Genomic DNA, 26,568 nt, shown 5'->3' on the forward strand with positions numbered 1-26,568 from the left:
AGCACTGATACCTGCATGATACCTTAACGGTTGATGTGTATGGTCGATGGCTTGGCACGGTCCTCAGGCTCCTGACCGTGGTAGGCCGAGTACAGGCCGAGATCGCCGAAAATCGTCTCCGATTTGGAGCGATGCTGCATTATCGGTCGCTTCCCCTCGTGAAGGGAAGGGTGTTTGTGAGCCATGGAAGATGGCGGGAACGAGACCATTCCGTCGAATGTTACAAGCAAAGCGGATGGAGATTTGTGGATCGTGGCACATCTTTCGGCCGTGGAACTTCACAACTGGATCGCGCTCTATGCGGCGGCAGGGGTCTGCTGCGCGCTCGCGATGATCATGTCCCTGGGGCTCATTCTCGTCCAACTTTACCGCGAGCAGGCGTGGGCAACGCTCACTACAGGGCGCGGCCTTCTCCTTTTCATCCCTAGTACCTGGTGGCGATGGCAGAAGCTCTACCTGCTTTCGACCCCGGTAACGCTTGGAATTGTGGGCGCCTTCGCCACGACATTGTCGTGGACTTAGCGCCATGCAGTCTTAGTTAAGTCGGTGCAGCGCTTCGGCGATGAGCCGCGCGACCTGATCATCCTCAACATCCCTCGGGGTGATCGGAAGGGCGGGGGCGATCTGCTCGAGTGCCCGCTGCGTAGCCGGCGTCGATCCGATGCCAGCGTTACGAGGCATTGCCTGGATCACAAGCTGTCGGATTTCGCCCGTCGCCTGCGAGCGCGCTTCTACAAGAAAATCCGGCCGACAGGCCCCGAGCGGGGTCAGACGATCAAAGATCGGCTTCTCGAGAGCCAGATCGACGCCCCCGCGTGCGAGAACGCGCCTTGAGCGGAGAATCGCTTGCAGCACGGCCCGCTCGAAATTGCTCTCGACCGGTATGAACCGCACGCCCGAATAGATTGGTTGGGCATAGGCACGCAGGGGCGCATAGCCGTGAGCTTCTGGATACTGTCCTATTACAACAATGACGAGATACGGCCCGTGGATCGAATTGTCGCGCACCGAGGGCGACTGGACGCGATTCGCGACGTCGATCGGCTCCGAACCAGCCGGGAAGATTGTCGAGCCCTGAAATGCCTTGGCAAAGAGGGCCAGAAACCCTTGCGGAGCGTGTCCGCGTGGCCATCGACGGCCGAGTTCGCGAATGCCGGCAAGGGCCCTTCTGCTGTGCAGGGCGTCCCCATGTGTCCAGAGCACTCGTCCCAGCTCGATGCCTGGCGCCACCTCGATCTTTGCCGCCGCGCGCGTAAGCGCCCTGAATTCCTCGCCGATCGTCCGCTCGGCGGTATCCTCCGAATATGGCGCCACCAAGTGCAGGCTAGCATTGTTCATCAAGCGCCAGAGCAGTCTTGCCAGCCGCGGTATGGACGCGTTGCGCGTGCGATCGTCACTCGCGTCGTTATCGGGGCGCTGTGCCAGCTTCTCCGGCGCAGGGCGGAGCACCTCAAAATAGCCGACCGGGGGATCGGCCGGCGTCAGCGGGTTGCGGGTCTGGGTGATGCGGTTGGTGACTTGGTCGCGGAAGAAGGGGCAAGTGGCGACGTGCTCCGGTCGTTTGGCGCTGGTGAGGCGACGCAGATAATAGGTCTCAGCCTCCGATAGAAATGCCGGCGTAAGAACAGGCGGAGTGCAATCGACACCGAGACAGTCGCAGGCAAGCCATTTGCCGCCGATGCGCGCCTGCTGCACCAAGGTGATTCCAGCATCCTCATCTTGGCGTGAGCCTTCGCCGACATACCAGCGGATCAGCGCGGATTGAAGCGTTGGGGGCAAGGGAATACGGGCGCCACCGAGCCCGCTGCTGTGTCGGTCAATCAACCACATGAGGCTGCCAATCGAAGCATAGTCGATAAATGCTTTCCCAGCTCGGCTCGGTTGACAACAAGAAACGGTTCGATCTCCACTTCGGTGATTGGTCAATCGGAGGTCGTTATGAGAGCGATACTGCTAATAAGCGCTGCCCTGATCAGCGGATCGTGCGCGACGGAAGCGGGTGCGCGTCCAAGCGAAAAATCCTCGAGAACGGCTGAAGTCATCGTGATGTCGACGGCGGCGGCGCCTACCAAGCGCCAAGGCGGGATCCCGCTGACGACCGGGACAGATCCGGATGGCGGCGAGCTCGTCCAGACGCTGGCTTCGGCACCGCTTCCTCCCGCGTTTAAAACGCATGATCTGAGCCGGCGCTGGGTAGCCTTTGAAATGGCCAGCAGCTTTGCTGCATCCGCTTTGCCGGTCGCAACCGAGACAAGGGATTCAGACCCATTCGCGCATGTCGGCGTCGCCACGATCCCAACCGATTCCGGCTTGTCGGCTGCTCCGATTGCCATCCCACAATGGATGAACGGGGGGGCGGCATTTGCGACCGCCCCCCGACGCATTTCGGCTCGCTGTCCCGCGTACGGCTATCAACCTGCCGGGTTTCTCGATGCAGGCACCGAGCTGAGACGGTCCGGCTACTACGGGATGATGAGCAGCATCGCCTGTGAATATGGAATACCGGTCGGCCTGTTCGACGCGATGATCATCAGAGAAAGCCGGTACGACGCGGGCGTCTTTTCCCCAAAAAGGGCATTTGGGCTGACACAGCTCATGCCCGACACTGCGGCGGGGCTTGGCGTGAATCGCTATGATGTCGAGCAAAATCTCCGCGGTGGCGCTCTCTATCTGCGTCAGCAACTCGACAGGTTCGGACAGGTGCATCTGGCGCTGGCGGCCTATAACGCCGGTCCGGGGCGGATCAGGAACGGAGCCTTGCCCAGGATCGCCGAGACACAGGCCTACGTCGAAAACGTCCTGCTTAACTGGCGCCGCTTGCTGGGATTCACGCCACCGAATTTGTCCCAGGACGTGAGGGCTTTGTCGGGCATGCAAAGGCCGACGATAGCCCGAGCGGCGACGGTCACGTTATATTAGGGAGCAGCGGCTCGAACAAGTCCGTCGCCATTGCCGACATCCAGAGCAGAAGGCTCAGCGTTGATATGTGGGCAAGATGAGCGCGTCTCGCCATGACCGCACCCACCTCCTTGACCAGTTTCTCCACAACGGCCTGCCGCAGCGGGCCAGCCCATTCCTTGCGCACTTCGGTCCCGTCCATGCCCTCTATCTCGTCGAGCGCAGCCACCAGCATCGACGGCAGACCCTCGAAGAGTTCCGCGAGCATCGCGATTGATGTCTGGAAACGCTCGTCAAGGAAGAGCTTTGGATTGCGATAGGTCTCTACAGCGATGATGGCTTGGATGATATTGATGTCCAGCGCGTCGAGGATCTGCTGGAATTCAAATAGATACATGGCTGCCCGTTTGGCGGGATCATGATGAAGCAACAGTCCTAAGCGGGTCTTGCTGATACCTGTCTTGAGCGCCAGCTTACGCTGTCCGATGCCATGCTCCGACATCGCTTCAAGGATCAGCGGGATGAAGTCCCGCTGATCGGCGCCGGCTGAACAACAGCCTTCGTCCGAGGCCTCGATATGGGCAAAGGATGACAAATTACCGTCTCCTGTTGCACGTTCGGTATGAAACGAAACACAGGGGCAGCTACTAATCAACCCTCGGCATGGATGTGCGGTTACGATCAGCGTGGCCGTTAACTATCTGAACGGGACCACGTTATCTGGCGGATCGTCGTCGCCGGCGGGCTGTGAGGAGGAGACGCAAGCGGAACTATCCAGCCCAATTCTCTGAAGTATTTTCGCCGCCTTCTGATCGACAATGTAAAGAAACAGCATGATCGAGAGGGTGTCGCCCAAGCTGATCTCAGAGCCTAAGCCCTCAGAAATAAGACGTTTTGCTGCATCGAGGCTGTCTGCGCTCGACTTCGTGATTGTGAGATTGATACGGATATCACCGGTAGTGGGTATTGCCGACAGATGATCACGAATCGTCTTCGGATCGTGGGACTCCAGCGCACAAGGTAAGTGGACACGCTCCGCCAACAGGCTCTCAAGGGTCTGGTAGCATCGGGTCTCGTTCGAGCGGAGGCGCAGGCTCTCCGTCGTCAGATTGAACAGGTGCTCCGAAATGTTGAGCGCGAGCGTGCACTGATCTCCCGTCATCGAACCTGCACCAGGCTGTCCTTCATCAGCATGTCTTGAGTGCTCATATCGTCGACAAGAATTCTGCCCGGCCGACGGGAATTCACCGACTCCGGTTAGCGAATCTAACCTGAGCCATCGATGACGGCAATTATCAGCGCATATGCCGACTCGGGAAGTGGCCTGCCCCGGAAAAGGGGGCGGCTTGCCCCGACGTCTGGGGCATTGTGCCCCGCAGGCAGGGGCGTGCCGCCCCGCAAGGCGGGGCGCCTCCTTGAACCGTTCAAGATTCTTTCGCGAGTCGAACATGGCTGGGGGGAAGTGCGTTGCCGCCCGCCGTTTGACCTGACCACCTTTTGATTGGGCGCGGATCAGTCGCGTTCCGTTTGAAGGGAAACTCTGATGCAGACTGTCCTCAAGTACAGCGGTCGTGCGGAGCTGGCGGTTCTCGCCCTCATCGCATTGGTGATCGCGCTATTTCTCCTTGCCGGACCGGCCTTCGCCGGTGCTGACACCACGTTCGATACCGCCCTGACGAAGTTCACCGACTTCCTCGAAGGGTCGGGCGGCAAGATCATTACCGTCCTGTCGCTCGCCGGCGGCATCGTCGCGCTGGCATCGGGCCGCTTTTCGATGGGCCAGATCGCAATTCCGGTCGGCGTCGGCGTCGGCGCCGGGACCGGCATTCCGATCGTCACCTCCACGGTGACGGCGACGATCTGAAGCATCCGCACGGCTCGGTTGGGGTGGCAGCCCCGGTCGCGCTCGCGGGGAGGGTGGTGCAATGGCCGCAGACAAGTATGCGATCCCATCTCATCTGGACGATCCCGAGCTGATCGGGCTGTGGACCCTGGATGAGTTCCTGGCGATGGTAATTCCCTTCGTCTGGGGGATCATGACCCAGCACATCCTTATTGGCATGGCGGCAGCGTTCGCCGGCTGGTGGGGACTTAAGAAAGCGAAAGCGGGTCGTGCAGCATCTTGGCTGCTTCACTTGGCCTATTGGCATCTTCCGGCCGGCTTCACCGGCCTGAGAGCCACGCCACCCTCGTACCTCCGATTGATGGCGGGGTAAGATGGACCTTTCGTACAGCCATGCGCACAACCAGCGCGTTCTGAAGCAGCGCAACCTGTTGGTGATTGTCGCAGTGGGGCTCGCTGGGCTGACGGCGCTCCTCCTCCTGTTCGGCATCTCGCGCGACCGCGAGATCGTGCTGCAACCCGTTCTTCGCTCCTCCGTGACGGTCAGCAGCGCCGGCGTGTCCCGAGAATATCTCGAGATGATCACGCGTGACGTCGTCGTGCTCACGCTCGACCGGAGCCCGCAGAACCTCGAATATTGGATGAACTCGGTACTCGCGATCACCGCGCCGAGAGCCCAGGGCAAGATCAAGGGCGATCTTCTCAAGATCGTCAACGAGCAGCGTGGCTCTTCGATTTCACAGTTCTTCACGATCCAGTCGATGGAAATCGATCCGAAGAACCTTCGGTCCGAGGTGACCGGGGAGCTCCACACCATCGTCGGAAACAAGGTGATTTCGAATGAGCGCCGGACCTTCCGCTACGACTGGGAGTACCAGGGCCTGTCTCTGCGCCTGATCGGCTTCGGCATGGTCCGTATCGGCAAGGAGCAAGATCAATGACGGCTATCTATGCCTTAGGCAGCGCCGCAGCTGGCACGATCCTCATGTCTCGGATCAGTTGCATCCTGAGCCGGATGATCGGCGCTTGCCTGGTGACGCTTGCGGTCTTCCTGTTCGCGCCGCCGGCGTGGGCCGATCAGACGATCATGGCCGCTGACAGCGCGCAGGTGGACTGCCAGGCGTCCGCCAAGGATTTGACCCGCATCAGTCTCGTCGAGGACGAGTTCGCTAGCGTGTCGAAGATCTCGACGGGTAACCCGCAGGACGACTTCTCGGTCGTAAACGAGCCGGTGCGCGGTGACATCTACCTCAGCGTGCCGGAGGGCTATAATCGTCCGGCGCTGTCGTTCTTCGGCACCACCAAGCGTGGCTACGTCTACAAGTTTGTGTGCCGGATCGCCGGAGATCAGGCCGCCCAGGTGTTTGTGTCGAATCCCGCGATCGCCAAAGAGAAGGCGGCCGAGGCATCGCCACAGCAGGTCGCTGCCGGCCCGCAGGATGCGGCGGTCGAGCTTGTTCAGGCCATGTACTCGAATAGCGTCGCGGACGGCTACGAGATGCGCCAACGGGCCCTGAAGCCGGTCTACGTGGGCAAGCTGAAGGTCCAGATGATCGCGGAATATCGCGGCCAGGACCTCACCGGCAAGGTGCTGCGCATCGAGAACACCGGCGATGCACCGACCGAGTTGACGGAACGCACGGTCGCGCCGGCCAGCGCGCTCGCCGTTTCGATCGCCGAGCCCAGGCTCGCCCCGGGGAAGGTCACCACGGCCTACCTCGTCTCCCAGAACGTGAGGTAAACCATGGCCTTTGCGGACATCTTCAATCGTAAGCGCAAGCCGCTCGACGAGGCCGAAGGGGAGAGCGTCTCGCCGGTCGGCGGCGAGCTCGCCGGAAACGAAGCGGTTCGCCGCAAGCAGCGGATGCTGCTCGCCGGCGCCGGTGGTGTGGGGTTGCTCCTTTCCTCGCTTTGGATCTTCAGCAGCGACGACGGCGCAAAGACCGCGGACGGCGACGACGCGGAGAAAGTCGAGGTCTCCACCAAGGATCTCGTCAATCGCAATCTCTCCCAGCAGGAGTGGATGGCACTCTCGGAAAACCGCTTCGCCTCGACGGAGAACCAGCTCAAATCGGTGAATGGCCAGACGGCGCGCGTCGACAACCTCGCTGAGCAGATCGAAGCGCTGAAAGGCCAGAACCAGGCGATGCAGGCCGATGGGCAGCGGGTGCTCTCGGCGTATCAGGCGGAGAACGAGCAGCTTCGCAAGCAGCTGAATGAGCGCCCGACGGCGCCTCCGCCTCCCCCCGGCCCCTCGGCGATGTATGGTCCCAATGGGCCACAGGCGTACCAGCGACCCGATGCGGCGGCAGCCGCTGCGATGCCGGTGGGCCGGTCCGCCGAGGTCAAGATGGTCAGCTTTTCGACGGGCGACGCAGGCACCGCGTCCAAGGTTGCAAAGGGCAACACGGTCTACACTGATAGTCCGAACTATCTACCGCCCAACAGCTTTGCCTCGGCCAAGGTGATCGTCGGCGTCGATGCGGCAGCCGGAGTGAATAGCCAAACAGACCCGCTCCCGGTCGTACTGCGCATCACCGGTCCGGCGCGATCTGTGCTGCAGAACGGCAAGCTCCTCACGACCAAGATCCAGGGCTGCCTCATCAACGGCGCAGCGCGCGGGGAGCTTTCGAGCGAGAAGGTTTACGTCAAGCTGCAGAAGATGACCTGCCCGCAGCCCGGCGGGCGCTATGCGGTTTCCGAGGTCAAAGGCTTCATCGCCTTCGGTGGCAAGACCGGCGTGCGTGGACGGGTCGTCTCTCGGGAAGGCGGCCTCGTCAGCCAAGCGTTCATCGCCGGCCTGGTCGGCGGTTTCGGGCGCGGCTTTTCGGCGAACGCCAATTCCTTCCTGACGCAGCCCAACGTGACCGTGAACGGTCAGCGTCAGAAGCTCGGGCTCGGAGACATTGCTCAAGGTGGGTTCGGGGAAGGCGTCGCCCAGAGCGGGGACATGGTCTCGAAATATCTGATCGAGCGCGCCGAGCAATATCAGCCGGTGATCGAGATGCCGACCGGCATCGATGTCGAAATCGTCTTCCTGGAGGGTGTCTATGTTCGGAATTGATCGTCTGCGCCGGCGCTTGTCACCGAAAGCCATGATGGTGCTGGCCGTGCCGCTCGTGGGAGTCGCCAGCGTTGCCGTCGCTGCACAGATCGCCAGCCCGGGCAGCGTAGAGGTGGCCAGTCTCCTGAAGACCAGGCTGCCCAAGACGCCGCTAACCAAGGTCGACTGCGAGAAGGTCAAGGGGCTTTGCGAGGTAACCGCTGGAGCGAACCTCTTCTATGTCGACACCAAGGCCCGCTACCTCATCATCGGCCGGGTCTATGACATGGAGACGCGGCAGGATCTCACCGCCGCCCGACTCCTCGAAATAAATCCTGATATGCTGGTGGGCGGGGCTGCGAAAGCCAATGCCGCCGCGGCGGAGGGAGACGAAGAATCACCGATCTCGCCGACTAAGGGCCGGGTCGAGAAGGCGTCGCTCCCGGTTCGGCCCGCCACCCTTTCGCTTGATGGCCTGCCGAAGGACGGCGCGATAGTGTGGGGCAATCCTGCGGGGCAGACGGTCACCGTCTTCACCGACTTCCGCTGCGGCTACTGCCGGGCCCTTACGAACGTGCTGCGCAGCATGAATGTGCGGGTCGTGGAGCGGCCTATCTCCGTTCTGGGTAGCCGCGACATCGCCGATCGCGTCTATTGCGCGAAGAACCGGGAGGAGGCGCTCCACGCCGCCTATGCAGGCGAACCGTTCAAGGGCGGCGCGTCGTGCGATACCTCCGGCCTCGACGCGAACGAAGCGTTCGCACACAAGCATGGCCTGACCGGGACGCCGGTGATCGTCCGGAGCGATGGCGCGGTCCTCGAGGGCTATCGCCCCAAGGAGTTCCTGCTCAGCTGGTTCAAGGACGCGCGGTCGTGAGCGCCCGCGTACGCTCGTGCCGCTCCGCCCTGTGCGTCGCAGGCCTGTTGGCAATGACGGGGTGCGCGACCCTCGGTGGCAACGTCAAGGGCAGTTTCTCGTGCCAAGCGCCCGACGGGATTTGCGCGCCCTCCTCGACGATCGACGATCGCGCGCTGGCGATGATCTCGGGCGAGGCAGGTGACGTGATGATCCCGGCCGGACCATATCAGGCGCCACGTTCGCCGCGAGCAACCCGTACCGCGCTCGCGCCGGCCCCGGTCGCGGCCGGCGAACCGGCCGCGGCCCGCACGCGGGAGAAGGTGCTTCGGATCGTCTTCCAGCCTTATGTCGACGAGCGCGGCCGCCTCCACGAGGCCAGCGCGGTTCACACCGTGGTGCAGTCCGAATGGCAGGCACAGGCGCTCGCCGACGCAAGACCCATCCCCGACCGCAATGCCGCAACAGCCGAGCCTGCGCAGCTGAGCCTCGTCGAGGCCGTCGATCGTCAGGCGTCGGGTACGGTCGATGTCGCCGCGTTTGATCCCAATCTGCCAGATCCCGCCGTTGTGGCTGCGGCTCGCGCGCGAGGAACGGACCCGGTTGCCGCGATCAAGGCTGACGTCGCGAAGCGTCTGACAGCGAAGCCGGAGCGGAGCACCGCCCGGTCGAACGTAGCTGTCTCCGATGATGCTCGAGTGTCTTCGGGCGCATCGACGACCGCAGCGGCGGCTTTGGCTCCGCCGCCCGGCGGCGTCGAGGCCAAGCCTCCTTTGGACCCCGCCCGAGGCGCCGCGGCCCCGCCGCCGGCCGTGAATAGTCAGACTTCATCGCAGACGCCGGACGCGAAGCGCGCTGCGCTGGAAGGTGTCGGCAAGGCCAGCTCGGGCGTCGAGGCGATGGCCCGCGTGAAGGCGAGCCAAGCCTATGAAGACGCCCAAGCCCGCCTGGAGGGCGCGGCGCAGGATGCTGCGACTAGCACCGAGACGCCGGGCCTGAAGCCGCTGACCAGCCCCACCATTCGCGCCGCGAGCTTTCCGGCGTCCGTCCCGGAGGACAAGTGAGATGAGCGGCAAGCCCGGCTTGTTCGACAACCTGCTGTCAGGGGTGTTTGGCGACAGCAAGCGCCCGGATGCGCAGCGGCCGGATCTGGCGGTGCCGATGCTCGCCCATTGGCTGCCGTATCGGAGCTACGATCCCAAGACCGGCATCTTCTACAACTCCTCGTCCCGCGGCTTCGTAATCGAGGTCTCGCCCTTGGTCGGGGCCGATGAGCGCACTGGCGAGATACTCACCCAGTTTCTCTCGGAAGGGATTCCAGCGCCGGGTTGTTTGCAGTTCCACGACTGGATGAGTCCGCGTGTCGGCGAGCGGCTCTCGAAATGGTATCTGCCACGCTATTCCGCGAGCGGCGTCTACGAGCGGATGGCCAAGCATCGCGTCGACTTCCTAACCGAAGGGGTCTGGAAGTCGCTCTCGGCCGACGCGCCATTCTGTCTGCGCAACCATCGCGTCGCGATCTCCTATTCGACACCTGAAAGCTCGAGCGTTTCGAACGAGGAGATCGTCGCCGTGATGGACGGCCTGGTCTCCGTGCTCGGCTCGATCGGTGTCTCGGCGCGTAAGATGGACCCGATTGCGCTGATAGGCTGGATCGACGACATCACCTCGCCGACCACCGCGGCAGGCGAGGACGTGGTCAGCTACAACCCGCTCGACCCGATCGCCGACCAGGCGGTCCGGCGCGACATCGAGATGCGCGTCGATCCGGACCGGATCCTGCTGCGGACGGAGCGCTTCCGCCCAACCGGCAAGGAGGTCGATGGTGCGCCAGAGATCGGCGAGATCTACCCCGACGTCTTCGACGTGCGCTCCTTCTCGGTTCGCAATTTGCCGCAGCGCTGGGCGCCTTGGGATTGCGCACGGCTGATCGGCGACATGTTTGCCGACAAGCTGCGGATGCCGTGCCCGGTAGCGACGAACCTTTGTTTGGATTTTCCCGATCCGCAGGCGTCCAACAACAAAGCCAGCTTCAAGTTCATGCGGACCACGAGCCTGGCAGACTCCAAGTCCGCCCGGTTCCTGCCCCAGCTCCGCGATCAGTCGCAGGAGTGGAAGTTCGTCAACGACGAGATCCGACAGGGGCGCAAGCTGGTGCGCCTGTTCTACAGTGTCACCTCCTTCTCCCCGAAGGGCAGGGGGGACTCGAACGAACGCATCCTGAAATCCGTCTACCGGGCAGCGGGATGGGACCTGCTCGACGATCGCTATCTGCAGGTCATGGGGCTGCTCTGCGCCATGCCCATGACGATGGCGAACGGCCTCTCGCGGGATCTCGAGCGCATGAAGCGCATGCGGACGATGCTGAGCACGACCGCGGCAAACCTTGCGCCGATCCAGGGCGAATATCTGGGCGGTCACACGCCGCACCTGCTGCTGATCGGGCGGCGCGGCCAGCCCTTCTTCTGGAGCCCGTTCGAGAACGCCGCCGGCAACCACAATGTCGCGGTATTCGGGAAGAGCGGCAGCGGTAAGTCCGTCGCACTGCAGGAGCTATGTGCATCGCTGTGCGGCGCGGGGTCCAAGGTCGTCGTGATCGACGATGGCCGGTCGTTCGAGCACTCGGCCAAGCTGCAAGGCGGCGCCTTCGTCGAATTCACGATGTCGAGCGGCTTCTGTCTGAACCCATTCTCGATGATCGACGAGCGGCAGGCGGCCGAGGACGAGGACTATCTTCTCGACTGCATGGCAATGCTCAAGGCGATCGTGAACCAGATGTCCCGACACATCGACCGGCTGACCGACACCGAACGAGGCCTGATCGACGGTGCCGTCAACCGGGTCTGGGAGGCCAGCGGCCGGAACGGCTCGATCGACGACGTCATCGCGGCATTGAACGATACCGGCAACGAGCTGGCATCCCACCTTGCGATCGCGATGATGCCGTTTTCCAGTGCGGGCACCTACGGCAAGTTCTTCAAGGGCGAGGTCTCGTTCGAGCTGCAGGCGCAGCTCACCGTCTTCGAGCTGTCCGACCTGTCGTCGCGCGAGGAACTCCGCAGCGTCGTCCTGACGGCGATCATGTTCATGTCGCAGCAGATGATGCGCAAGGTCGATCGCTCGATCCCCAAGGCGCTGCTCCTCGACGAAGCCTGGCAGATGCTGCGCGGCGGGGCGATGGCGGACTTCATCGAGACCTATGCGCGCACCTGCCGCAAATATGGCGCCTCGCTGGTCACCGCGACGCAATCGCTCAACGACTATTACAAATCAGCCGGCTCGATCGCGGCGCTCGAGAATAGCGACTGGTTCGTCATCCTCCAGCAGAAGCCAGAGACGATCGCGGACTTCAAGAAGCACGATCGCTTCGAGATGGATGATTACACGGACGCGTTGCTCCGGTCTCTGAAGCGCAACGGGTTCGAATATTCGGACATCATGATCAAGGGGCCGGATACCCTGGCCGTCGGCCGACTTGTCCTCGACCCTTTCTCCGCGGCGCTCTTCTCGTCGAGCCCCCGCACGTTCGCCGCCATCGAGGAGATGGTCGCGGACGGACTCACCATGGACGAGGCGATCGAGCGGATCGCGTTTCCCAACAACCCCGAGAAATGGGCGACGCCCGCCGAAGATCCGGCGGCGATCGCGGCGGAGTGAACGATGGCGACGATCCAAGCCCAAGCCGAACCCGGCACCACCGCGCAGAGGCGTAAGATCGACGTCCGCTTCCTGCTCTACTTCTACCTCCACATGGCAGGGTTTCTCGCCTCGACCCTGCTCATGACCTGGGGGCTGTTAGTCCTCTTCTTCCTCGCGATCGGCGGTCTCTCGTTCGACGGGATGATGCACCAGCTCAACAATATGGCGAGCCGTTATGTCGCCGCCGATGCGGCGCGCGTGGAGTCGTTCAAGCACGTCCTCGTCGTCGCGCACATGCTGCTTGCCACCGCGATCATCGTGTTCCGCCGCAACAGCATCCTGCCCTCGCGCGACCCCAAGCGGAGCAACGTCAATGGCTGATCAGCCCGAACTCGACCTTCCCCCGCCTGTCGTTGCGTCCGCACCCGCCGCGGCCTCCCGCGCGCGCCGCGGCTTCGCCGGGTTTACAAGGGCTCAGTTGCTGATCGGCCTCACACTCATCCTGGCGCTGGTCTGGTCGATGTGGGTCACGAAGGCGCTCATCGCCCCACGCGAGGAACACATCGTCAAGGCGAGCCTGTCCAACATCGTCGGCGAGTATGTGTCCGCACAGGCCCGGTCGGCGTCGCCGCCTGCCCAGGTCGAGGCCGAGATGCGCGCCTTCATGTCGTCCCTCGACCACGAACTCCAGCGCCGCAGTGCGAGCGGCCAGGTGGTGCTGGTCGGTGAGGCGGTGCTGACCAAGAATGTGCCCGACATCACCGACAGCCTCAGAAAGGCTGTGTATGCGAGCGGGGTGCATCCGCCCAGGCAGGCGAGCGCGCAAGAACTCCAGCAGCTCCAGCAGCAAATGGCGCCTGCGGCGGCACCCCAGTTGTTTGCCGGACCTGCCGCCACGATCGACCCGATGGCTGCCGCGCCTCAAAACCTTGGCGCGCAGCCGGCGATGCCCGGTCGAATGCCAGCGGCACCGGCTGGCGTCCCAGGTGCTTCGATCTCGACCTTTGGAGGCCAAGATGGCGGCAACGGCCAATAGCGCTCCTGCGCCAGCATGGCGGCCGCGCAAGCGGTTATGGGGGCTGTTGGGAGCCTTCGTCGTCGGCAGCTTCATTCTGGGCGCGATCAGCGACTGGCGGGACGATCATGCATTGCTGATCAACACGACAGACTCACTGCCGAACTGGGCATTCATCATCCATCGCAACAAACTGCCGGCTCGTGGTGAGTATGTCTTTTTCGACCCACCGGCGAGCGATCTGGTGCGTGCGCATTTCGGTGCAAAGCCGCAGTTGTTCGGGAAGATCGTCTACGGCATGCCGGGAGACGTTGTTGCGCATTGGCATAGCGCTGTCACTGTCAACGGTCGGGTCGTCGCGTACACAAAGCCGAAAACGAAATTGGGCGAGGCGCTGGCTATCGGCCCGAGCGGCGTGATCCCGGCCGGCTGCTATTATGTCGGTACGCCCCACAAGGACGGCTTCGACTCCCGTTACGCCGCGATCGGCTTCGCGTGTCAGCGACAGATCGTGGGAACCGGGGAGGCGATCCTGTGATCCGCCTGTTGGCCCCGCTCGCCGGCATCGCCAGCTTGGGCGTGGCTGTGCTGCTCACGGGATCCGAGCGGGGCGAGGCACGGGATTTTGGTCAACTGGGGCAGACATATCCGGTCGTCGAGGCAGACTTGCTCTCGACGATCGAGACCCGGCTCAAGCGAGCCCAGGCGACTGGTGAGATGGACCGCGTGAACGCGGCCTTTGCTAAGCGAGCGGAAGCCAAGGTCAGGCGGCCTTCGCCAGTGGCAGGGATTTCGCCGGCCGAGCTGGCGCGAACCTGGAATTATGATCCGACAATCACGCTCGAGCGCGAGATCCGGGATCATAAGGGGCAATTGATCGCCGCCGCCGGCCAGAGGATCAATCCGCTCGACTTCGTGTCGATGCGCCAGACCCTGGTCTTCGTCGACGGCGACGACGCCGGGCAAGTCGATTGGGCGACGGAGCGCTTCACCGAGCTCAACGCGAAGATCATCTTCGTCAACGGCTCGCCGATCGAGTCCATGACGACGCGTAAGCGCCGGTTCTTCTTCGACCAGGAGGGTCGCCTCACCAGCAAGTTCGGCATCCGCCATACTCCGGCCGTCGTCTCGCAGGCTGGCAAGCTGCTCCAGATTTCCGAAACGGTCCTCAAATCCGGAGGCCGCAGCTGATGCCGTTGTGGCTCGATCTGCTGCGGACGCCGATGGCGGCTCCGGAGACGCGGGCACTGCGCCGCATGCGCCTGTTGTGGCAGGCCCTCTGCCTCTCGCTCGCCCTCGTCACAGCCTTCTTTGCGCAGGTCCACGCCATACTGGGACGCGCGGCGCCCTGCCTCGCGTTGGCGTTGCTCGTCGCAGCCGGGCTGTACACTTGGCTCTACCTTCACCGGAAGAATGCCGCCGACAACGCTTTCCTCGAGCGGATGGGGGAGGGGCGCTAATGCGTTGGCTACGAGCCTTTCTGGGCGCTCTCGCCCTGCTGACGGTTACGGTGGCGCTGACACCACGCGCCGAGGCGGCGCCGACCTGCACCGGCAAGTTCGTCAACCCGATCACCGACGTCTGCTGGTCATGCCTCTTCCCGCTGTCGATCGGCGGGGCGAAAATCTGGCCGGGCAGCCGGCCAGACACCAACAATCCGGCTTCGCCAATCTGTGCCTGCGCCGATCCGCTCCCGCGCATCGGCATTTCCGTCGGGTTCTGGGAGCCTGTGAGGCTCGCCGACGTCACGATGAAGCCCTGGTGCTTCCCCAATCTTGGAGGCACGCGCATCGCGCCAGGCTTCGACATCGGCCAGGGCTACCTAGCAGGACCGTCTATGGTCGGTGGGCGGTCGCAGAGCACGGCCAAATGGCATGTCCACTGGTACGTCTATCCGCTCCTATACTGGATGGAGATCCTGACCGACTTCCTCTGCTTCGAGCAGGCGTCGTTCGACATCGCCTATATGACGGAGATCGATCCGCTTTGGCAGGATGACTCCCTCACCGCGATCATCAACCCAGAGGCGATCGTCTTCGCCAACCCTATCGCCCAGGCGGCCTGCGCGGGCGACTGTATCGCCGGAACAGCCGCGCTCCCGCTGGACGCTCTGTTCTGGTGCGCGGGCTGTCAGGGCAGCATGTATCCACTCAACGGCAACATCCCCGCGTCGATCGGGCATGTCCAGTCGTCCCGCCTGGCGCTGTCCCGCTTCGCCTACAAGATGCACCGCGAAGGCCTCGCGTGGGGGACGATGGGGTCTGAGGGACTCTGCAAGAAATACCTCATGCCGATCATGCGGAAGCAGCAATACCGCTTCCAGATGGTGAACCCGATACCGACGGTCAGCGGGCGCTTCGCCTGTTCCGCGATCGGCGCATCGACCATGCCGCCGGATGCCGGCCGAGCCTTCCCCGCCGGTGGCGAGGACATGGGCTACCTGGTTTGGCGCAAACGCAACTGCTGCGTGTTCTGAGGAGGGAAGCATGCGCCTTTTGGCTTTCGGCATCACCGCGCTTCTCGCCACTGCCGGCCTCTCGGCACTGGCCCAAACCGTCGACGGGCTCGACGTGCAGACGGTCAAGAAGAGGGCGGCGGACCTCGCTGCGGAGGCGCAGGCTTTCGTCGACCAGGTGAAGGACCGCGGTGACGAATTCCGCGAAGAGGCGACGGTCGTTCGCAAATCGGGCATGGACAACATGCAGCGGGTCGCAGCGACGGACCTGCCCAAGGGACCGGACGGCAAGATCGACTTCGACGAGCTGGTCCAGGGTGCGGCGAAGAATGCCAATGTGCCGGGCGGAGATGCGCCGCAGTTCATCGTGTTCGCCAGCCTGTCCATGCCGCCGGCTTCGCTCAAGCAGCTGATCGCCGACACAGCGAAGGCCGGGGGCGTTGTCGTCTTCCGCGGCTTCCCGAACAACTCGGCCAAGGAGTTCGTCAGCCGCCTTGGGCAGGTCGTTCAGAAGGACGACATGCCGAACATCGGGATCGATCCGCGCCTCTTCCGCGCATTCAACGTACAGGCGGTCCCGACCTATGTTGCCGTGTCGTCGACCTTCGATCTGTGCGCCGGCTTTTCCTGCGAAAGCAAGGTCCCACCCCATGACCGCATGGAGGGCAACGTCACGGTCGACTATGCTCTCAGCACCTTCGCCGATGCGAATGGCCCAGGGGCCCGGATTGCTTCAGTCGCGCTCGCGAACCTCGCGCGGAGCCGGCGCCGGTGATGCTCCGGACTCTTGTGGCCGCCCTCGTCGGCGTCTCCCTGGTCGCCAGCCCTGCCGGTGCTCAGCAGATGACGGTTGAGCAGGCGCGCGAGGAGGGAAAAGCCCTCGGCAACGCCAAGCGGCAGGACGAGAGCCTCGTACCGACGTCTGATGCTCAAGCCGCGGCCGTGCCCGGCTATACCGGCACCAGCCAGCCTCAGAGCACCTATTTCGAAGATCCGGACGCGCTGGTCGCCGCAGGAACCGCTCAGCGTTCCACCAATGATTCCTATCGGACTGTGACCGATCCAGACCATACACGGGCCACCTTCAGCAATGCCGAGATCCTCGCAACCACCAATCGCGCGACGACGGTCGAAAATGATCCCGAGGCATACCTGCAGGGCGAGAATATCGGCTCTGAGAGTGGCCAGTGTCAGCCGCTGCCGCCCGGATCCGGCGCGGCTGGCTATTACGAGGCGACCTGCAACACCGGCACCAAGGTCGACGAGACGGCGCCGGTGTGCCGCGTGCCACTGGTGGTCGATGTCACGCCTGGCGTGAACAAGTTTGTTTATACCTGCGAGAACTGGTCGCGCTCGGCCGCGCAGGGTGGCGACAACCGGAGCCGCCGCTGTGTTCCGGCGTTCAACGCCCCCGTCGCCAACGGAGTCTGTCGCGAGCGCTCGCGCGAGACCGTCATGTACGACGTCTGCCTGCAGGGGAATCCGCGCTTTTGCACCGAACCGGACATTCGCGAAGGCGAGATCATCACTTACGAGTGCGACAGCGCCGCGGTCACAGGCAGGCCGTATACGATCGAAACTGTCGGCCAGGTCATCAACGAGCATCGGGACGAGGGCATCTGCATCGGCGCGACCTCAGGGCAGACTTGTGAACTCACCTCCGAGACCTGCGTCGACAGCGAGCCGACCACGCGCACCATCAACGGCGTGGCCGTCACGCGGGCCTGCTGGCAGTGGGAGCGGCAGTATTCGTGCCATCGGCTTTCGCAGGGTAACGATTGCGGCAATCTCGAAGGAAATCGCCAGTGCACGTTTCTGCGCGAGGAGTGCCTTGACGACCCGCAGCAAGGCGAGTGCAAGGTAAAGGAGAAGGTCTACCGCTGTCCGACACCGGACGCGCCTACCTCGAATGCGCCGCAATATATCTGCGGCAACGATGTCTACTGCATAAACGGCGACTGCGAGCCGATCACGCGCGAGGCATCAACAGAGTTCAAGGACGCGCTTGTCGCGCTTCACGCGATCGATGACGCCTCGAAGGGGTTCGATCCGAACAACCTGACGGTGTTCTCCGGAACGCGGGATACCTGTCACAAGCCGGTCTTCGGCCTCATCAATTGCTGCGCCGGCAAGGTGTCCGGCGCGTTGACGCTGGCGGCCGGTGGGGCGGCGCTTGCCGGCGGGCCCGCAGCGATCGCAGCGCTCGCCACGCCCTTCCTCGCGTTGTTCGCCTGCTCCCAGGACGAGATGAAGCTCGACATCAAGGACCGCATGGGGCTGTGCCACAAGGTCGGAACGTGGTGCTCGTCCAGCTTTCTGGGCATCTGCAAGACGAAGAAGACAGCCTATTGCTGCTTCGAGAGCAAGCTCAGCCGCGTGCTGCAAGAACAGGGCCGCGCCCAGCTCAACAAGCCTTGGGGCAGCCCGAAGTCCGAGCAATGCAAGGGCTTTACCATCGCCGAGTTTCAGCTGCTCGACTTGTCGAGGATGGATTTCACAGAAGTCTACGCCGACTTTCTCGACGCGGCGAAGCTGCCGGATGAGGTCCAGACGATGACCGAAATCCAGGCGAAGATTCAGAATTACTACGACCTGCATGGAGGCACTCCATGACGATCAGAGAACCGGGTGATCGACATGACGGCCGTGGCGAATGATCCGCGCACCGCTGACTCTCCCGGCTGCGACTGGAAGATGACGGTGTTCGAACTGGCGATCTTCATGTGCGTGTTCCGCGCCGGGCGAGCTCCTGGCTTGGAGGAGATCTGCCACGTGATCGGCGAATGGTTCGAGTGCGCGGTGGATCCGACTTCGGCTGCCGCGCCCATCGAGCACATGCTCGCCAACCGCTGGGTCGCGGAGGAGAGCCACTGCTTTCGCGCCACCGAGGAGGGCCGGAGTGCGGCGCGACCTTTGATGAATGGGATCATCCGCATGCTGGATCAGGGAACCCGGCTGATCGACGTCGCCCTGATGATGTCCGTGCTGCGCTTATCGAAAGGAGAGTTGGACCATGGGCTTCGCATTCTTTGAGCCGGCGATGATCGCATCCCTGCTTGCTAGCCCAATGCTACCCGGCCCCGTAGGGCAGGCCCAAACCTCGCCTGCTCGGTCCTTGTCGGCCTGCAGCGCCGCCTCCTCCTCCACGGCCCCGATCGACTGCTGCCTCCACATCGCGGCCTGGGACAGGCCACCGACCACCCCATCCAACCACCCCGCGCAATCCCAGGATGGTGCGGCTGACCCCGAGGAAGGACGATAGACATGTCGAAGATGGCAACGCTGGCGATGGTCCTGCTGACGGTCGCGCCGGTAGCTGCCCCGTTGCGGGCGCAGGACGCAGGACGAGCCGACGATAGTGTCGAGGCTCTGGGTGGCGGTGACGATTTCTACTGCGGCGAGCGCAGGCTCGGCCAGTGGTTCTATTGTACGAGGCCGAAGCCGGCCGAGACGGTCAATAGTCAGCCGCCGGCGCCTGAACCGAGCGCGGCCGAGCGTCTCGCCGCGATCACGCGGCAACTGGACGAACTCAAGGCGCGTGCTATCCTCGATCCATCGGAGGCGAATGTCATCGCCTATGTGCGCTTCCAGCGCGAGCAGCTGGACCGCGCATCCACGTTCTCCGACACTTGGCAGCGCGCCCTCTGGCAAAACCCGGATATCGACTACACGCTACAGCGCCCGGTCAACACGGTGGCGAAGCGGACATGGCTCGACAACCGGAAGGCCGATCGCGACCAGGTCCTCACAAACCTCAGCCAGCGATACGGCCTGTTCTATTTCTACGCGCAAAGCTGCGGCGCTTGTGAGGTGTTCGCGCCGATCCTGCGCTCGGTCGCCGACAGCCACCGCATGGCGGTGATGGCTGTGTCCATGGACGGGGGCCCGAGCCGGGACTTTCCGAACTACGTCGTTGATTCCGGGCAGCGGGCGCGGATGGGTGTTTCGGGCAACGAAACGCCCGCCCTCGTTCTGTTTGACACCGCGACGAAGCGAACGATCCCGGTCGGCTACGGCATCCTGAGCGCAGATGAGATCATGGATCGCATCTTCATGCTCACCAACACCAAAGTGGGGAGCGACTACTGATGCCCGGCTCTCGACAGAAGGGACTGCTCGGGAGGCTGGCTCACCGCGCCGGCACCGCTCTGGCCCTGGTCGCCGCATCCCACTTCGCGCTGATCGGCGTAGCGCGCGCCGATGTCGCCTCGGAGATGAACGGCTTCTTCAACGACGCCGGCGGCGCCGCGAACGTGACCGGGCCAACGGCCTTTCAGGGACAGTCGGCCGGATACTATTCGCTGGGCAACGTGTGGACACGCTTCCCGCAGAAGAGCGTATCGCCCTTCAACCTGCAGCTACCGAGCGCGCGTGCGGGCTGTGGCGGCATCGACCTGTTCTCTGGGTCCTTCAGCTTCATCAACGCCAGCGAGATTGTGGCGATGTTAAAGGCGACCGCCAACAACGCCCTGGGCTTTGCCTTCAAGCTGGCGATCGACAGTGTGTCGCCCGAGATCGGCAAGGTCATGGACGAGTTCAGCCAGAAGGCGCAGCTCCTCAACCAGATGAACATTTCGAGCTGCGAAACGGCTCAGGCGCTTGTCGGGGGCATCTGGCCTCAAATGGAAACCACCCGGTCGACGATTTGCGAGGCGGTCGGCAACAGCCAAGGCGTGTTCTCGGACTGGGCCGCTTCCCGGCAGGGCTGCAATAACGGCGGTCAACGGGACGGGACGCTGGCCGGCAACACTGATCCTCACATGAAGGAGCAGATCGTCGGTGATCCCCATAATTATACCTGGGAGGCGCTGAAGAAATCCTCGAAATTCGGTGCCTTTGACCAGGCGTTTTCCGAGTATGTGATGACGCTGGTCGGGACGATCGTCACCACGCCCCCGACAGGCAGCGATCAGGGGCCGAAGGTGGTGATTTACGGTCCTGCCGAAGAGGCGGTCGTCACGGCGCTGTTGGACGGCACCGCCAGTGCGCCCCAGGTGAAGATCCTGAAGTGCAACAACGAGCTTTGCACGGACGTGTCCGACCAGACGTTGAGCGTGCCCGAGGCGAGTGCACTTCGGCCGCGGATCGCGACGATGATCAAGAGCATGAGCTCGAAGATCCGCAGTGACACGGCGCTCGACGCGGCCGAAAAGCAGCTCCTGAACATGGCCACCGTGCCGATCTACAAGATTCTCGCGGTGCAGGCTTATGCCCACTATGCGTTGACCGACGGCGAGATTCAGACGCTCTCTGAGATCGTCGCGGTCGACCTTCTCAACGCGATGCTCGACAACATGCTCGACCGCGTCGAGCAGGCGAAGGTCTTCTACCAGACTGCGGACCAGGAGACGGCCGGGCAATGGCGCCAGCAGATCGCCGCCACGCGCGCCAAGTTCGCGCAGCGCGACGTCAAGCTTAGCAACAAGCTCCAGGTGACGATGCAGATCATCAACCGGAGCATCATGCTGGAATCGACCCTGCAGAACAGCATGACGCCGGGCATGTCCTCGGCGCTCAATTTCTCGCGGGGCTTGAACGCGCAGGGCCTGCTCTAGGCGCGGGAGGGGAGGGTTGCGGCGTGCTCGAAGTCTTCACCGTCGGCGGGGGCGAGTATCTCGTCAACACCTTCAATGCAGTGGCAGCGTGGGCCGGGGGAGGGGGCTACAAGTCGCTCATCCGGGTCGTGATGGTCATGGGCCTGACATACTCGCTGCTCGTCGTCGCCTTCACCCTCAACTTCCGCGCCTGGATGAACTGGTTTTTGCAGGCGACCGGCATTTATCTGTGCCTCATGGTGCCGACGATCGACGTGAAGGTCACGGATCGTATCAATCCGAGCCTCGCGCCGGCGACGGTCGCCAACGTACCTCTCGGACTGGGCGTCCTCGCCAGCTTCACAACGCAAATCGGCGACTGGCTCACGCGTACCGCTGAGACCGTCTTCGTGATGCCCGGCGAGCTCAACTACACCACTAACGGAATGGTTTATGGTGCGCGGCTGTTCGACGCGACCCGCAACTTCGCGATCCGAGATGCCGAGTTCTCGACGAACCTCGAGAGTCACTTCAAGAACTGCCTCTTCGGCGACGTGATGCTTTACCAGAAGTCCCTCACCAATCTGGCGCGGGCAACGGACCTATGGGCGGCCATCGGACCCGGCTCAGAGGCGCGGTCGCAGGAGTGGCTGGAGCGCCAGGGTGATGGGACGGTCCAGAACTTCATCGTCACCTGCCGACAGGCCTATGACAGCCTCAACGGCCAGTGGGCCGGGATGATCGAGGCCAATGCCGAGCCATGGGCAAAGGAGGTCTATCCCAAGCTCAGCAACGCGGTCGCTGCCGCCAAGCTCAAGCACGACGTGCCGATCGTGAACTCGGCGTTCACGGGATCCGGCGACGACTTCATCGGCGTCATGCGGCAGAACACGGCGATCAATGCCTTCATGCAGGCACGCAACTCGATGGCTGGCGGGAGCGGGGCGGCAACGATCGATACCTTCGCGCAGACACGCGCCGACGTTCAGGCGCGCAACACCTACAACTCGATCGCGCAGCAGGCCATGGCCTGGGTTCCGATCTTGAACATCGTGCTCACTGTCGTGTTCTTCGCGATGTTCCCCGTCATCTTTCCGCTGTTCCTGCTGCCCCAAACTGGGCTGGGGACGCTGAAGGGCTATGCGATGGGATTCTTCTATCTCGCGTCCTGGGGCCCGCTTTACGTCATCCTTCACATGATCTGCATGACGCGCGCCGAAAGCGCGGCGAACGGCGTGGCTGGCGGCGGAATGTCGCTTGGGAGCTATGCCGGCATCGGAGCGGTGAACGGGGAGACGGCGACGATCGCGGGCTTTATGCTGATGAGCATCCCATTCCTCGCGGCCGGCCTAGCCCGCGGTGCCATGTCGATCGCCGGGCAGGCAACATCGATGCTGGCCCCGGCGCAAAACGCGGCGGAGGCGGCCGCGCTGGAGCAGACGACGGGCAATTATTCCTACGGGAATGTCAGCTGGGCGAACTCGACTTCGAACATGCGGCAGGCCGACCAATGGTCAACTGCCCCCAGCTTCATGGGGGGCGCGGCGAGCATCGGGTGGCGCCAAGATAACGGAGCGCTCATCAACGGGTTCGGCAACGGCCAGGAGGTGTTCGATACAGGCGGCGCCATCTCGCGGCTTTCTTTCACCCCGACCGCCACGACCGGCACGGTTGCGGAGTGGCGGCAGATGGCCAGCGAGGCCCACCGTCAATCCCAAGCGTACGACAACGCGGCGCAGGAGATGCTCACCTGGACCAAAACTGACCGCAGCGCTTACGGCACGTCGAGCGAGCGATCGTCGGGATGGGATTCGAGCAGTGGCCGCGCGGCCAACACCTCGATCGAGCAGTTCGACCGCACGACAGGCAGTAGTTCGCAGGGGCTGGAGGATCGGTCGTCGACGGGCCAGAGCCTGACGGTCTCGAACGGCCACGATCGGTCCGCGGGCACTCTCAACCAAGTGACAGGATCTTTGTCGGCGGGAGTGGGCGGTGGCGGTTCTAGCAGTGGCAGTGGCAGTGGCGGCGGCGGCCGGAGCGGGATCGGCAAGGTTCTCGGGCGCCTTCCAGGCGTTGGCGGCAGCGTTTCGGCGCAGGGTCAGCAGAACGACTTCCTACGTCACGGCACGTCAGATACTCGATCATCGGACAGCTCGAGCACGGCAAGCAGTGGGGTGCGGGACGAGCACGCTAATGGAACGGGCGCCACGTCCTCTGACGGTACCTATGAACGCTCAGGCGTGTTCAGCCGCGCGTCGACCTCATCTAGTTCCTCGCTGACCCACGAGCAGGCGCTGGCGCGGGCCCGGTCTTACACTGAAACAGCACGCAAGCTCGAGGAATTGTCGCAGCAGCTGTCGCGCGACGCCAGTTACGCCGAAACACATGGCATGCAGCTAAGCGAGAATATGAGCCAGGATCTTGCGCAATGGTATCGCGCGCAGCAGGCTTCGAACCCGGGCCTTGACGCCCCCGAGCTCTGGGCGACCGATCTCAGCGACCATCAGCGCGCCGTCCGGCAGGAGATGGTGACACGCTGGATGCGCGAGAAACAGGATTCCATTCGGGAGGAGATTGCCGGCAAGTTGCATGAGCCAGACCTTGTCCAGGTCGATAGACCAGGCGTCGACAGCGCAGCGGATGTCGCCGGTTCGTACCGCCCGCTTGGCGTATCGGGTATCCCATCAGCTCCGACCGGAGGCAATCCCCGCGCGGCGCAGGCGGTGATCGAAAGCGGAGAAGCAAGGCTCAACGATGATCGGACAGCGGCCCAGGCGACGCGGGCCAGCTCCGTGCAGGGATCTCTAGGTGTGCAGCAGGAAGTCCACCGCGACCACAATCGCGGCTTCTTCGACGATCCGAAGCTGCGGGAATGACCGCCGCCTTAAAGAGCGAAAATGAGGTAGCCCACAAAGCCGGCCAAGATCGCATACGCCACCAGGTAGGCAGCAGCGCTCGCTTTGCTCACGTTGCCGTCGGCGTCGGTCACGGGGCCGTGCGGCTCGACGCCATCATCTACAAGGAGCATCACAGGGCCACCAGGATTATCCTTGGTTGCCGCGAATGTCGCAGTATCCAGCGTCAGCATAAGAACCTCCGAACCGTTCAAACATACTAGGTTCGAGGTTTGTTCACAAGGCATTGAGGACACGGCCAAATGACGAGAAATCAGCTGGGGCGAATAGAAGTAGAAAGCGAAACGCCTGAGCTGGACATGGCTGATCGGGCAGTGTTCGGGTTCTCATGGATGCTGGTGATGGCTCTCGGCTTGATGCCGATCATCGATACGAGCCTGAGGCGATCGCCTTCCATCTCAATACCCGTCGTGATCGCCTTCTTTGTAGCAGTCGCAAGCGGCCTTGCTCTCCGGCGGCGCTATAGCTGGATCGGGTTCGTGCTTCACATTGTCGGTCAGATAGCAATCTGGCTGTCGATTTTCTGCATGTCGTTGGCGGCCATGTTGTACCTGTCCGGCTGAAACGGGGCTATCTCAGCACCGGCCGGCTTTCACGGAGAAAGATCGCTAATCGGCACGAACACCTCGCCGGTCTCGGCCGCGCGGCGGACCTTGAGGGCGAGCAGCCGGTCAATCCCGATGCCGCGATCGAGTGCATCGTATAGGTCCTTGCCCTCAACTCCGATCACGCGCTTTCCGCGGCCGAACGCTCGAAGCCCCTCGTCGGTGAAGCCGCCGAAGCTGATGAAGACACCCCGGGCCCAAGAAGCCTTTTGCTCAATCTTGCCGTGAAAGGTATGTAGCTCGGCGACGCCGATCTTGCGGTTGAGCCACTTGGCTTCGAGCAGATAGGTTTCGTCGGCCAGTTCGAAGCTGCCGTCGATCTGCTCGCCGTCAAGCCGGAACGGCTCGCGCGCCTTGAGCCGGAAGGCGTCGAACAGGTCGGTCAGAAAGCGCTCGAAATCATAGCCACGGCGATGCGCCTCGAGGTCGCGGATCGCGAGCAGCCGGTCGCGCAGCCGGGCAAAGTCGATTGCGTCGAGCATCGGCGACGGCACGACGTTGGCGGGCATCGGCGGAGCGGAGCCTTCGAGTTTGGCGATCAACCCAGCGATCTGAGCGGCTGCCCGAGGCATGGGATCCGGCGTCCCGCGCCCACGGAGCGCCTCACGCTGCTCCCACAGAACGCGCAGCGTCCGAGCCGCGGTGCCGTCGTCGACCTGCGCCAGAAAGCAGCGCAATCGCTTCGCCTTCGATGTCCCGTCGACGGCATATTGGGGAGCGTCGATGTCGATATCGAGCTCGCGGACGAAAAACTCGCTGAAGGTCCGGTTTGAGAAATCGAGAACATAACCCTTCTCGCCGCCCCGGAAGACCTCGTCGACCAGGCCGAGCTCGATCGAGCGCAGGCTGCTCACCGCCGCTTCGCCTTTGACGGACGGGCTCGGTCGGCCGCGCGGATGACGCTGAGCACTGCGGGGTGTACGTCGCCAGCTTCCTCGTCGGTCGGCTCGGTTGCCCATTTCTCGTTGAAGCGCAGCAGCTGATTGTTGCGCCAGGCGTCCATCTGGTAGCCCTCCGCCTTCAGCCGTGTTTCGATCGGCACCGGCACCGAAAGGTGCTCGGGCAGGACATAGGCGAAGAGCAGCTTGGGTAAGCCGTCCAGCCGCTTGATGGCATAGCCGGTCGAGCGCGGCGACAGCACGCATTTCTTCTCGCCCCATCCGGACCGGTAGCTGCGCAGAAGCGAGTCATAAGTCAGGATCTTGATCTTCTGATCCTCCTCGATGCTGGCGATCCGGTCGCGCTGTGCCTGGCTGAAATCCTTGCCGGTCGAGCGGCCGATGATCAGCACCCGGCGCAGCTCGATGCGATTGCGCGCCATGGGAGAAGGAACGAGCAGTGGCAGGAGACGCTCGCGCACCTCGGATTGGTGCTGTTCCCAATAGTCGCGCCAGACCGCTGTCTGGGCGAGTGCCTCGTTGAACGCAGAGGAGCTGCCGACGTGTTTGCTGCTGGTGGTGAACAGCGACTTGTTGGCGCGCTCGATCTCGACCAGCACCAAGATCCAGCGATCGGACGATTTTGTGAGATATGCGAAGTCGGCGGTGCGCCCAGCGATCGGAAATTTCGCAATCACGCAGTTCATATGGAGGCGGTGGTTCAGCAGCCAGGGGCTCGTGTCGAGCAGCTCGGTATGCTGTTCCAGGAAGGCCTGAATGTCGTTCTCGTCCTGACCGTCATCAGCGAGCAATTGCGCGAAGGCGGAGGCGAGCGCTTCGTCCGGCGGTTGTCGCATCAGTGGCCTTTGTCTCTTTATGAATGGTTG

The 26,568-nt window shown here is 63.1% G+C and carries 29 protein-coding genes; 23 read left to right on the forward strand and 6 right to left on the reverse strand.

The annotated features are described in order from the left end of the window. The first annotated feature begins 183 nt into the window (after nt 1-183). On the forward strand, nt 184-522 hold the full coding sequence (locus FHR20_RS20665) for a hypothetical protein (RefSeq protein ID WP_341786490.1): 339 nt from the start codon (nt 184-186) through the stop codon (nt 520-522). A gap of 12 nt (nt 523-534) precedes the next feature. Here the strand turns inward: FHR20_RS20665 and FHR20_RS20670 are convergent, their stop codons facing one another. Then, a complete protein-coding gene (locus FHR20_RS20670) occupies nt 535-1,830 on the reverse strand; it encodes a hypothetical protein (protein ID WP_126001923.1) in 1,296 nt (431 codons plus the stop codon). A gap of 108 nt (nt 1,831-1,938) precedes the next feature. On the opposite strand from FHR20_RS20670, the gene FHR20_RS23090 reads away from it, so the two are divergent. Further along, a complete protein-coding gene (locus tag FHR20_RS23090) occupies nt 1,939-2,919 on the forward strand; it encodes a lytic transglycosylase domain-containing protein (RefSeq protein WP_277600216.1) in 981 nt (326 codons plus the stop codon). Here FHR20_RS23090 and FHR20_RS20680 read toward each other — a convergent pair. Continuing rightward, nucleotides 2,906-3,493, reverse strand: coding sequence for an XRE family transcriptional regulator (locus FHR20_RS20680; RefSeq protein WP_206431193.1), 588 nt, complete (start codon nt 3,491-3,493; stop codon nt 2,906-2,908). The genes FHR20_RS23090 and FHR20_RS20680 overlap by 14 nt on opposite strands. A gap of 102 nt (nt 3,494-3,595) precedes the next feature. After that, a complete protein-coding gene (locus FHR20_RS20685; RefSeq protein ID WP_206431192.1) occupies nt 3,596-4,060 on the reverse strand; it encodes a hypothetical protein in 465 nt (154 codons plus the stop codon). Nucleotides 4,061-4,441: 381 nt separating this feature from the next. Between FHR20_RS20685 and FHR20_RS20690 the strand changes: the two genes are divergently transcribed. The 20 genes from FHR20_RS20690 to FHR20_RS20785 all read left to right on the forward strand — a co-directional run bounded on the left by FHR20_RS20690 (nt 4,442) and on the right by FHR20_RS20785 (nt 24,159). Next, nucleotides 4,442-4,762: a TrbC/VirB2 family protein gene (locus FHR20_RS20690; protein ID WP_126001922.1), complete on the forward strand. Its 321-nt coding sequence runs from the start codon at nt 4,442-4,444 to the stop codon at nt 4,760-4,762. Between the two features lie 61 nt (nt 4,763-4,823). Beyond that, nucleotides 4,824-5,114, forward strand: coding sequence for a type IV conjugative transfer system protein TraL (gene traL / locus FHR20_RS20695; RefSeq protein WP_010339788.1), 291 nt, complete (start codon nt 4,824-4,826; stop codon nt 5,112-5,114). Between the two features lies 1 nt (nt 5,115). Further along, on the forward strand, nt 5,116-5,682 hold the full coding sequence (locus FHR20_RS20700; RefSeq protein ID WP_126001921.1) for a type IV conjugative transfer system protein TraE: 567 nt from the start codon (nt 5,116-5,118) through the stop codon (nt 5,680-5,682). Next, on the forward strand, nt 5,679-6,482 hold the full coding sequence (locus FHR20_RS20705; RefSeq protein ID WP_126001920.1) for a type-F conjugative transfer system secretin TraK: 804 nt from the start codon (nt 5,679-5,681) through the stop codon (nt 6,480-6,482). The genes FHR20_RS20700 and FHR20_RS20705 overlap by 4 nt, the downstream gene beginning before the upstream one ends. 3 nt (nt 6,483-6,485) lie before the next feature. Next, complete coding sequence (locus tag FHR20_RS20710) at nt 6,486-7,805, forward strand: TrbI/VirB10 family protein (protein ID WP_126001919.1); 1,320 nt, start codon at nt 6,486-6,488, stop codon at nt 7,803-7,805. Next, complete coding sequence (locus FHR20_RS20715; RefSeq protein ID WP_126001918.1) at nt 7,792-8,661, forward strand: DsbC family protein; 870 nt, start codon at nt 7,792-7,794, stop codon at nt 8,659-8,661. Before FHR20_RS20710 ends, FHR20_RS20715 begins: the two co-directional genes overlap by 14 nt. Then, a complete protein-coding gene (locus FHR20_RS20720) occupies nt 8,658-9,704 on the forward strand; it encodes a TraV family lipoprotein (RefSeq protein WP_241213490.1) in 1,047 nt (348 codons plus the stop codon). Before FHR20_RS20715 ends, FHR20_RS20720 begins: the two co-directional genes overlap by 4 nt. 1 nt (nt 9,705) lies before the next feature. Further along, complete coding sequence (traC, locus tag FHR20_RS20725; RefSeq protein ID WP_126001917.1) at nt 9,706-12,297, forward strand: type IV secretion system protein TraC; 2,592 nt, start codon at nt 9,706-9,708, stop codon at nt 12,295-12,297. A gap of 3 nt (nt 12,298-12,300) precedes the next feature. After that, complete coding sequence (locus FHR20_RS20730; RefSeq protein ID WP_126001916.1) at nt 12,301-12,660, forward strand: hypothetical protein; 360 nt, start codon at nt 12,301-12,303, stop codon at nt 12,658-12,660. Continuing rightward, entirely contained in the window at nt 12,653-13,315 is a 663-nt protein-coding gene (locus FHR20_RS20735; protein WP_126001915.1) for a type-F conjugative transfer system protein TrbI, read from the forward strand. Before FHR20_RS20730 ends, FHR20_RS20735 begins: the two co-directional genes overlap by 8 nt. Beyond that, nucleotides 13,296-13,832 (forward strand): S26 family signal peptidase, encoded by a 537-nt coding sequence (locus tag FHR20_RS20740; protein ID WP_126001914.1) that lies wholly within the window; start codon nt 13,296-13,298, stop codon nt 13,830-13,832. Before FHR20_RS20735 ends, FHR20_RS20740 begins: the two co-directional genes overlap by 20 nt. Further along, complete coding sequence (gene traW / locus FHR20_RS20745; protein ID WP_126001913.1) at nt 13,829-14,485, forward strand: type-F conjugative transfer system protein TraW; 657 nt, start codon at nt 13,829-13,831, stop codon at nt 14,483-14,485. The genes FHR20_RS20740 and traW overlap by 4 nt, the downstream gene beginning before the upstream one ends. Beyond that, a complete protein-coding gene (locus FHR20_RS20750) occupies nt 14,485-14,754 on the forward strand; it encodes a hypothetical protein (protein ID WP_167301446.1) in 270 nt (89 codons plus the stop codon). The genes traW and FHR20_RS20750 overlap by 1 nt, the downstream gene beginning before the upstream one ends. Next, complete coding sequence (gene traU, locus FHR20_RS20755) at nt 14,754-15,770, forward strand: conjugal transfer pilus assembly protein TraU (RefSeq protein WP_126001911.1); 1,017 nt, start codon at nt 14,754-14,756, stop codon at nt 15,768-15,770. The genes FHR20_RS20750 and traU overlap by 1 nt, the downstream gene beginning before the upstream one ends. Nucleotides 15,771-15,780: 10 nt before the next feature. Next, a complete protein-coding gene (gene trbC, locus FHR20_RS20760) occupies nt 15,781-16,524 on the forward strand; it encodes a type-F conjugative transfer system pilin assembly protein TrbC (protein ID WP_126001910.1) in 744 nt (247 codons plus the stop codon). Further along, nucleotides 16,524-18,362 (forward strand): conjugal transfer protein TraN, encoded by a 1,839-nt coding sequence (locus FHR20_RS20765; RefSeq protein WP_208413792.1) that lies wholly within the window; start codon nt 16,524-16,526, stop codon nt 18,360-18,362. Before trbC ends, FHR20_RS20765 begins: the two co-directional genes overlap by 1 nt. A 24-nt stretch (nt 18,363-18,386) precedes the next feature. Beyond that, nucleotides 18,387-18,782 (forward strand): hypothetical protein, encoded by a 396-nt coding sequence (locus tag FHR20_RS20770; RefSeq protein WP_241213493.1) that lies wholly within the window; start codon nt 18,387-18,389, stop codon nt 18,780-18,782. Between the two features lie 231 nt (nt 18,783-19,013). Continuing rightward, complete coding sequence (locus FHR20_RS20775; RefSeq protein WP_167301447.1) at nt 19,014-19,838, forward strand: conjugal transfer protein TraF; 825 nt, start codon at nt 19,014-19,016, stop codon at nt 19,836-19,838. Nucleotides 19,839-19,903: 65 nt separating this feature from the next. Then, complete coding sequence (locus FHR20_RS20780; RefSeq protein WP_037448255.1) at nt 19,904-21,304, forward strand: conjugal transfer protein TraH; 1,401 nt, start codon at nt 19,904-19,906, stop codon at nt 21,302-21,304. 23 nt (nt 21,305-21,327) lie between these two features. Next, complete coding sequence (locus FHR20_RS20785; protein WP_126001907.1) at nt 21,328-24,159, forward strand: conjugal transfer protein TraG N-terminal domain-containing protein; 2,832 nt, start codon at nt 21,328-21,330, stop codon at nt 24,157-24,159. Nucleotides 24,160-24,167: 8 nt separating this feature from the next. Here FHR20_RS20785 and FHR20_RS20790 read toward each other — a convergent pair whose 3' ends face one another. Further along, entirely contained in the window at nt 24,168-24,371 is a 204-nt protein-coding gene (locus tag FHR20_RS20790; RefSeq protein WP_126001906.1) for a hypothetical protein, read from the reverse strand. Nucleotides 24,372-24,440: 69 nt separating this feature from the next. Between FHR20_RS20790 and FHR20_RS20795 the strand changes: the two genes are divergently transcribed. Beyond that, nucleotides 24,441-24,761 (forward strand): hypothetical protein, encoded by a 321-nt coding sequence (locus FHR20_RS20795; protein ID WP_126001905.1) that lies wholly within the window; start codon nt 24,441-24,443, stop codon nt 24,759-24,761. Between the two features lie 29 nt (nt 24,762-24,790). Here the strand turns inward: FHR20_RS20795 and FHR20_RS20800 are convergent, their stop codons facing one another. Together FHR20_RS20800 and FHR20_RS20805 are read right to left on the reverse strand one after the other, a co-directional pair. Continuing rightward, entirely contained in the window at nt 24,791-25,657 is an 867-nt protein-coding gene (locus tag FHR20_RS20800; protein ID WP_167301448.1) for a restriction endonuclease, read from the reverse strand. Then, nucleotides 25,654-26,538, reverse strand: coding sequence for a Shedu immune nuclease family protein (locus FHR20_RS20805; RefSeq protein ID WP_126001903.1), 885 nt, complete (start codon nt 26,536-26,538; stop codon nt 25,654-25,656). The genes FHR20_RS20800 and FHR20_RS20805 overlap by 4 nt, the downstream gene beginning before the upstream one ends. Between the last annotated feature and the right edge of the window lie 30 nt (nt 26,539-26,568).

This window comes from Sphingomonas leidyi (assembly GCF_011761945.1).
GTDB classification, from domain to species: Bacteria; Pseudomonadota; Alphaproteobacteria; order Sphingomonadales; family Sphingomonadaceae; genus Sphingomonas; species Sphingomonas leidyi.

Excerpts from the sequence above, each read along its gene's own strand:
- FHR20_RS20790 (WP_126001906.1), bottom strand. The coding sequence starts at position 24,371 with ATGCTGACGCTGGATACTGCGACATTCGCGGCAACCAAGGATAATCCT.
- traC (WP_126001917.1), top strand. The coding sequence starts at position 9,706 with ATGAGCGGCAAGCCCGGCTTGTTCGACAACCTGCTGTCAGGGGTGTTT.
- traU (WP_126001911.1), top strand. The coding sequence starts at position 14,754 with ATGCGTTGGCTACGAGCCTTTCTGGGCGCTCTCGCCCTGCTGACGGTT.
- FHR20_RS20665 (WP_341786490.1), top strand. The coding sequence starts at position 184 with ATGGAAGATGGCGGGAACGAGACCATTCCGTCGAATGTTACAAGCAAA.
- FHR20_RS20775 (WP_167301447.1), top strand. The coding sequence starts at position 19,014 with ATGTCGAAGATGGCAACGCTGGCGATGGTCCTGCTGACGGTCGCGCCG.
- FHR20_RS20795 (WP_126001905.1), top strand. The coding sequence starts at position 24,441 with ATGACGAGAAATCAGCTGGGGCGAATAGAAGTAGAAAGCGAAACGCCT.
- FHR20_RS23090 (WP_277600216.1), top strand. The coding sequence starts at position 1,939 with ATGAGAGCGATACTGCTAATAAGCGCTGCCCTGATCAGCGGATCGTGC.
- FHR20_RS20765 (WP_208413792.1), top strand. The coding sequence starts at position 16,524 with ATGCTCCGGACTCTTGTGGCCGCCCTCGTCGGCGTCTCCCTGGTCGCC.
- trbC (WP_126001910.1), top strand. The coding sequence starts at position 15,781 with ATGCGCCTTTTGGCTTTCGGCATCACCGCGCTTCTCGCCACTGCCGGC.
- traL (WP_010339788.1), top strand. The coding sequence starts at position 4,824 with ATGGCCGCAGACAAGTATGCGATCCCATCTCATCTGGACGATCCCGAG.
- FHR20_RS20700 (WP_126001921.1), top strand. The coding sequence starts at position 5,116 with ATGGACCTTTCGTACAGCCATGCGCACAACCAGCGCGTTCTGAAGCAG.
- FHR20_RS20710 (WP_126001919.1), top strand. The coding sequence starts at position 6,486 with ATGGCCTTTGCGGACATCTTCAATCGTAAGCGCAAGCCGCTCGACGAG.
- FHR20_RS20690 (WP_126001922.1), top strand. The coding sequence starts at position 4,442 with ATGCAGACTGTCCTCAAGTACAGCGGTCGTGCGGAGCTGGCGGTTCTC.
- FHR20_RS20705 (WP_126001920.1), top strand. The coding sequence starts at position 5,679 with ATGACGGCTATCTATGCCTTAGGCAGCGCCGCAGCTGGCACGATCCTC.
- FHR20_RS20730 (WP_126001916.1), top strand. The coding sequence starts at position 12,301 with ATGGCGACGATCCAAGCCCAAGCCGAACCCGGCACCACCGCGCAGAGG.
- FHR20_RS20770 (WP_241213493.1), top strand. The coding sequence starts at position 18,387 with ATGACGGCCGTGGCGAATGATCCGCGCACCGCTGACTCTCCCGGCTGC.
- FHR20_RS20670 (WP_126001923.1), bottom strand. The coding sequence starts at position 1,830 with ATGTGGTTGATTGACCGACACAGCAGCGGGCTCGGTGGCGCCCGTATT.
- FHR20_RS20715 (WP_126001918.1), top strand. The coding sequence starts at position 7,792 with ATGTTCGGAATTGATCGTCTGCGCCGGCGCTTGTCACCGAAAGCCATG.
- FHR20_RS20740 (WP_126001914.1), top strand. The coding sequence starts at position 13,296 with ATGGCGGCAACGGCCAATAGCGCTCCTGCGCCAGCATGGCGGCCGCGC.
- FHR20_RS20805 (WP_126001903.1), bottom strand. The coding sequence starts at position 26,538 with ATGCGACAACCGCCGGACGAAGCGCTCGCCTCCGCCTTCGCGCAATTG.
- FHR20_RS20685 (WP_206431192.1), bottom strand. The coding sequence starts at position 4,060 with ATGACGGGAGATCAGTGCACGCTCGCGCTCAACATTTCGGAGCACCTG.
- FHR20_RS20735 (WP_126001915.1), top strand. The coding sequence starts at position 12,653 with ATGGCTGATCAGCCCGAACTCGACCTTCCCCCGCCTGTCGTTGCGTCC.
- FHR20_RS20750 (WP_167301446.1), top strand. The coding sequence starts at position 14,485 with ATGCCGTTGTGGCTCGATCTGCTGCGGACGCCGATGGCGGCTCCGGAG.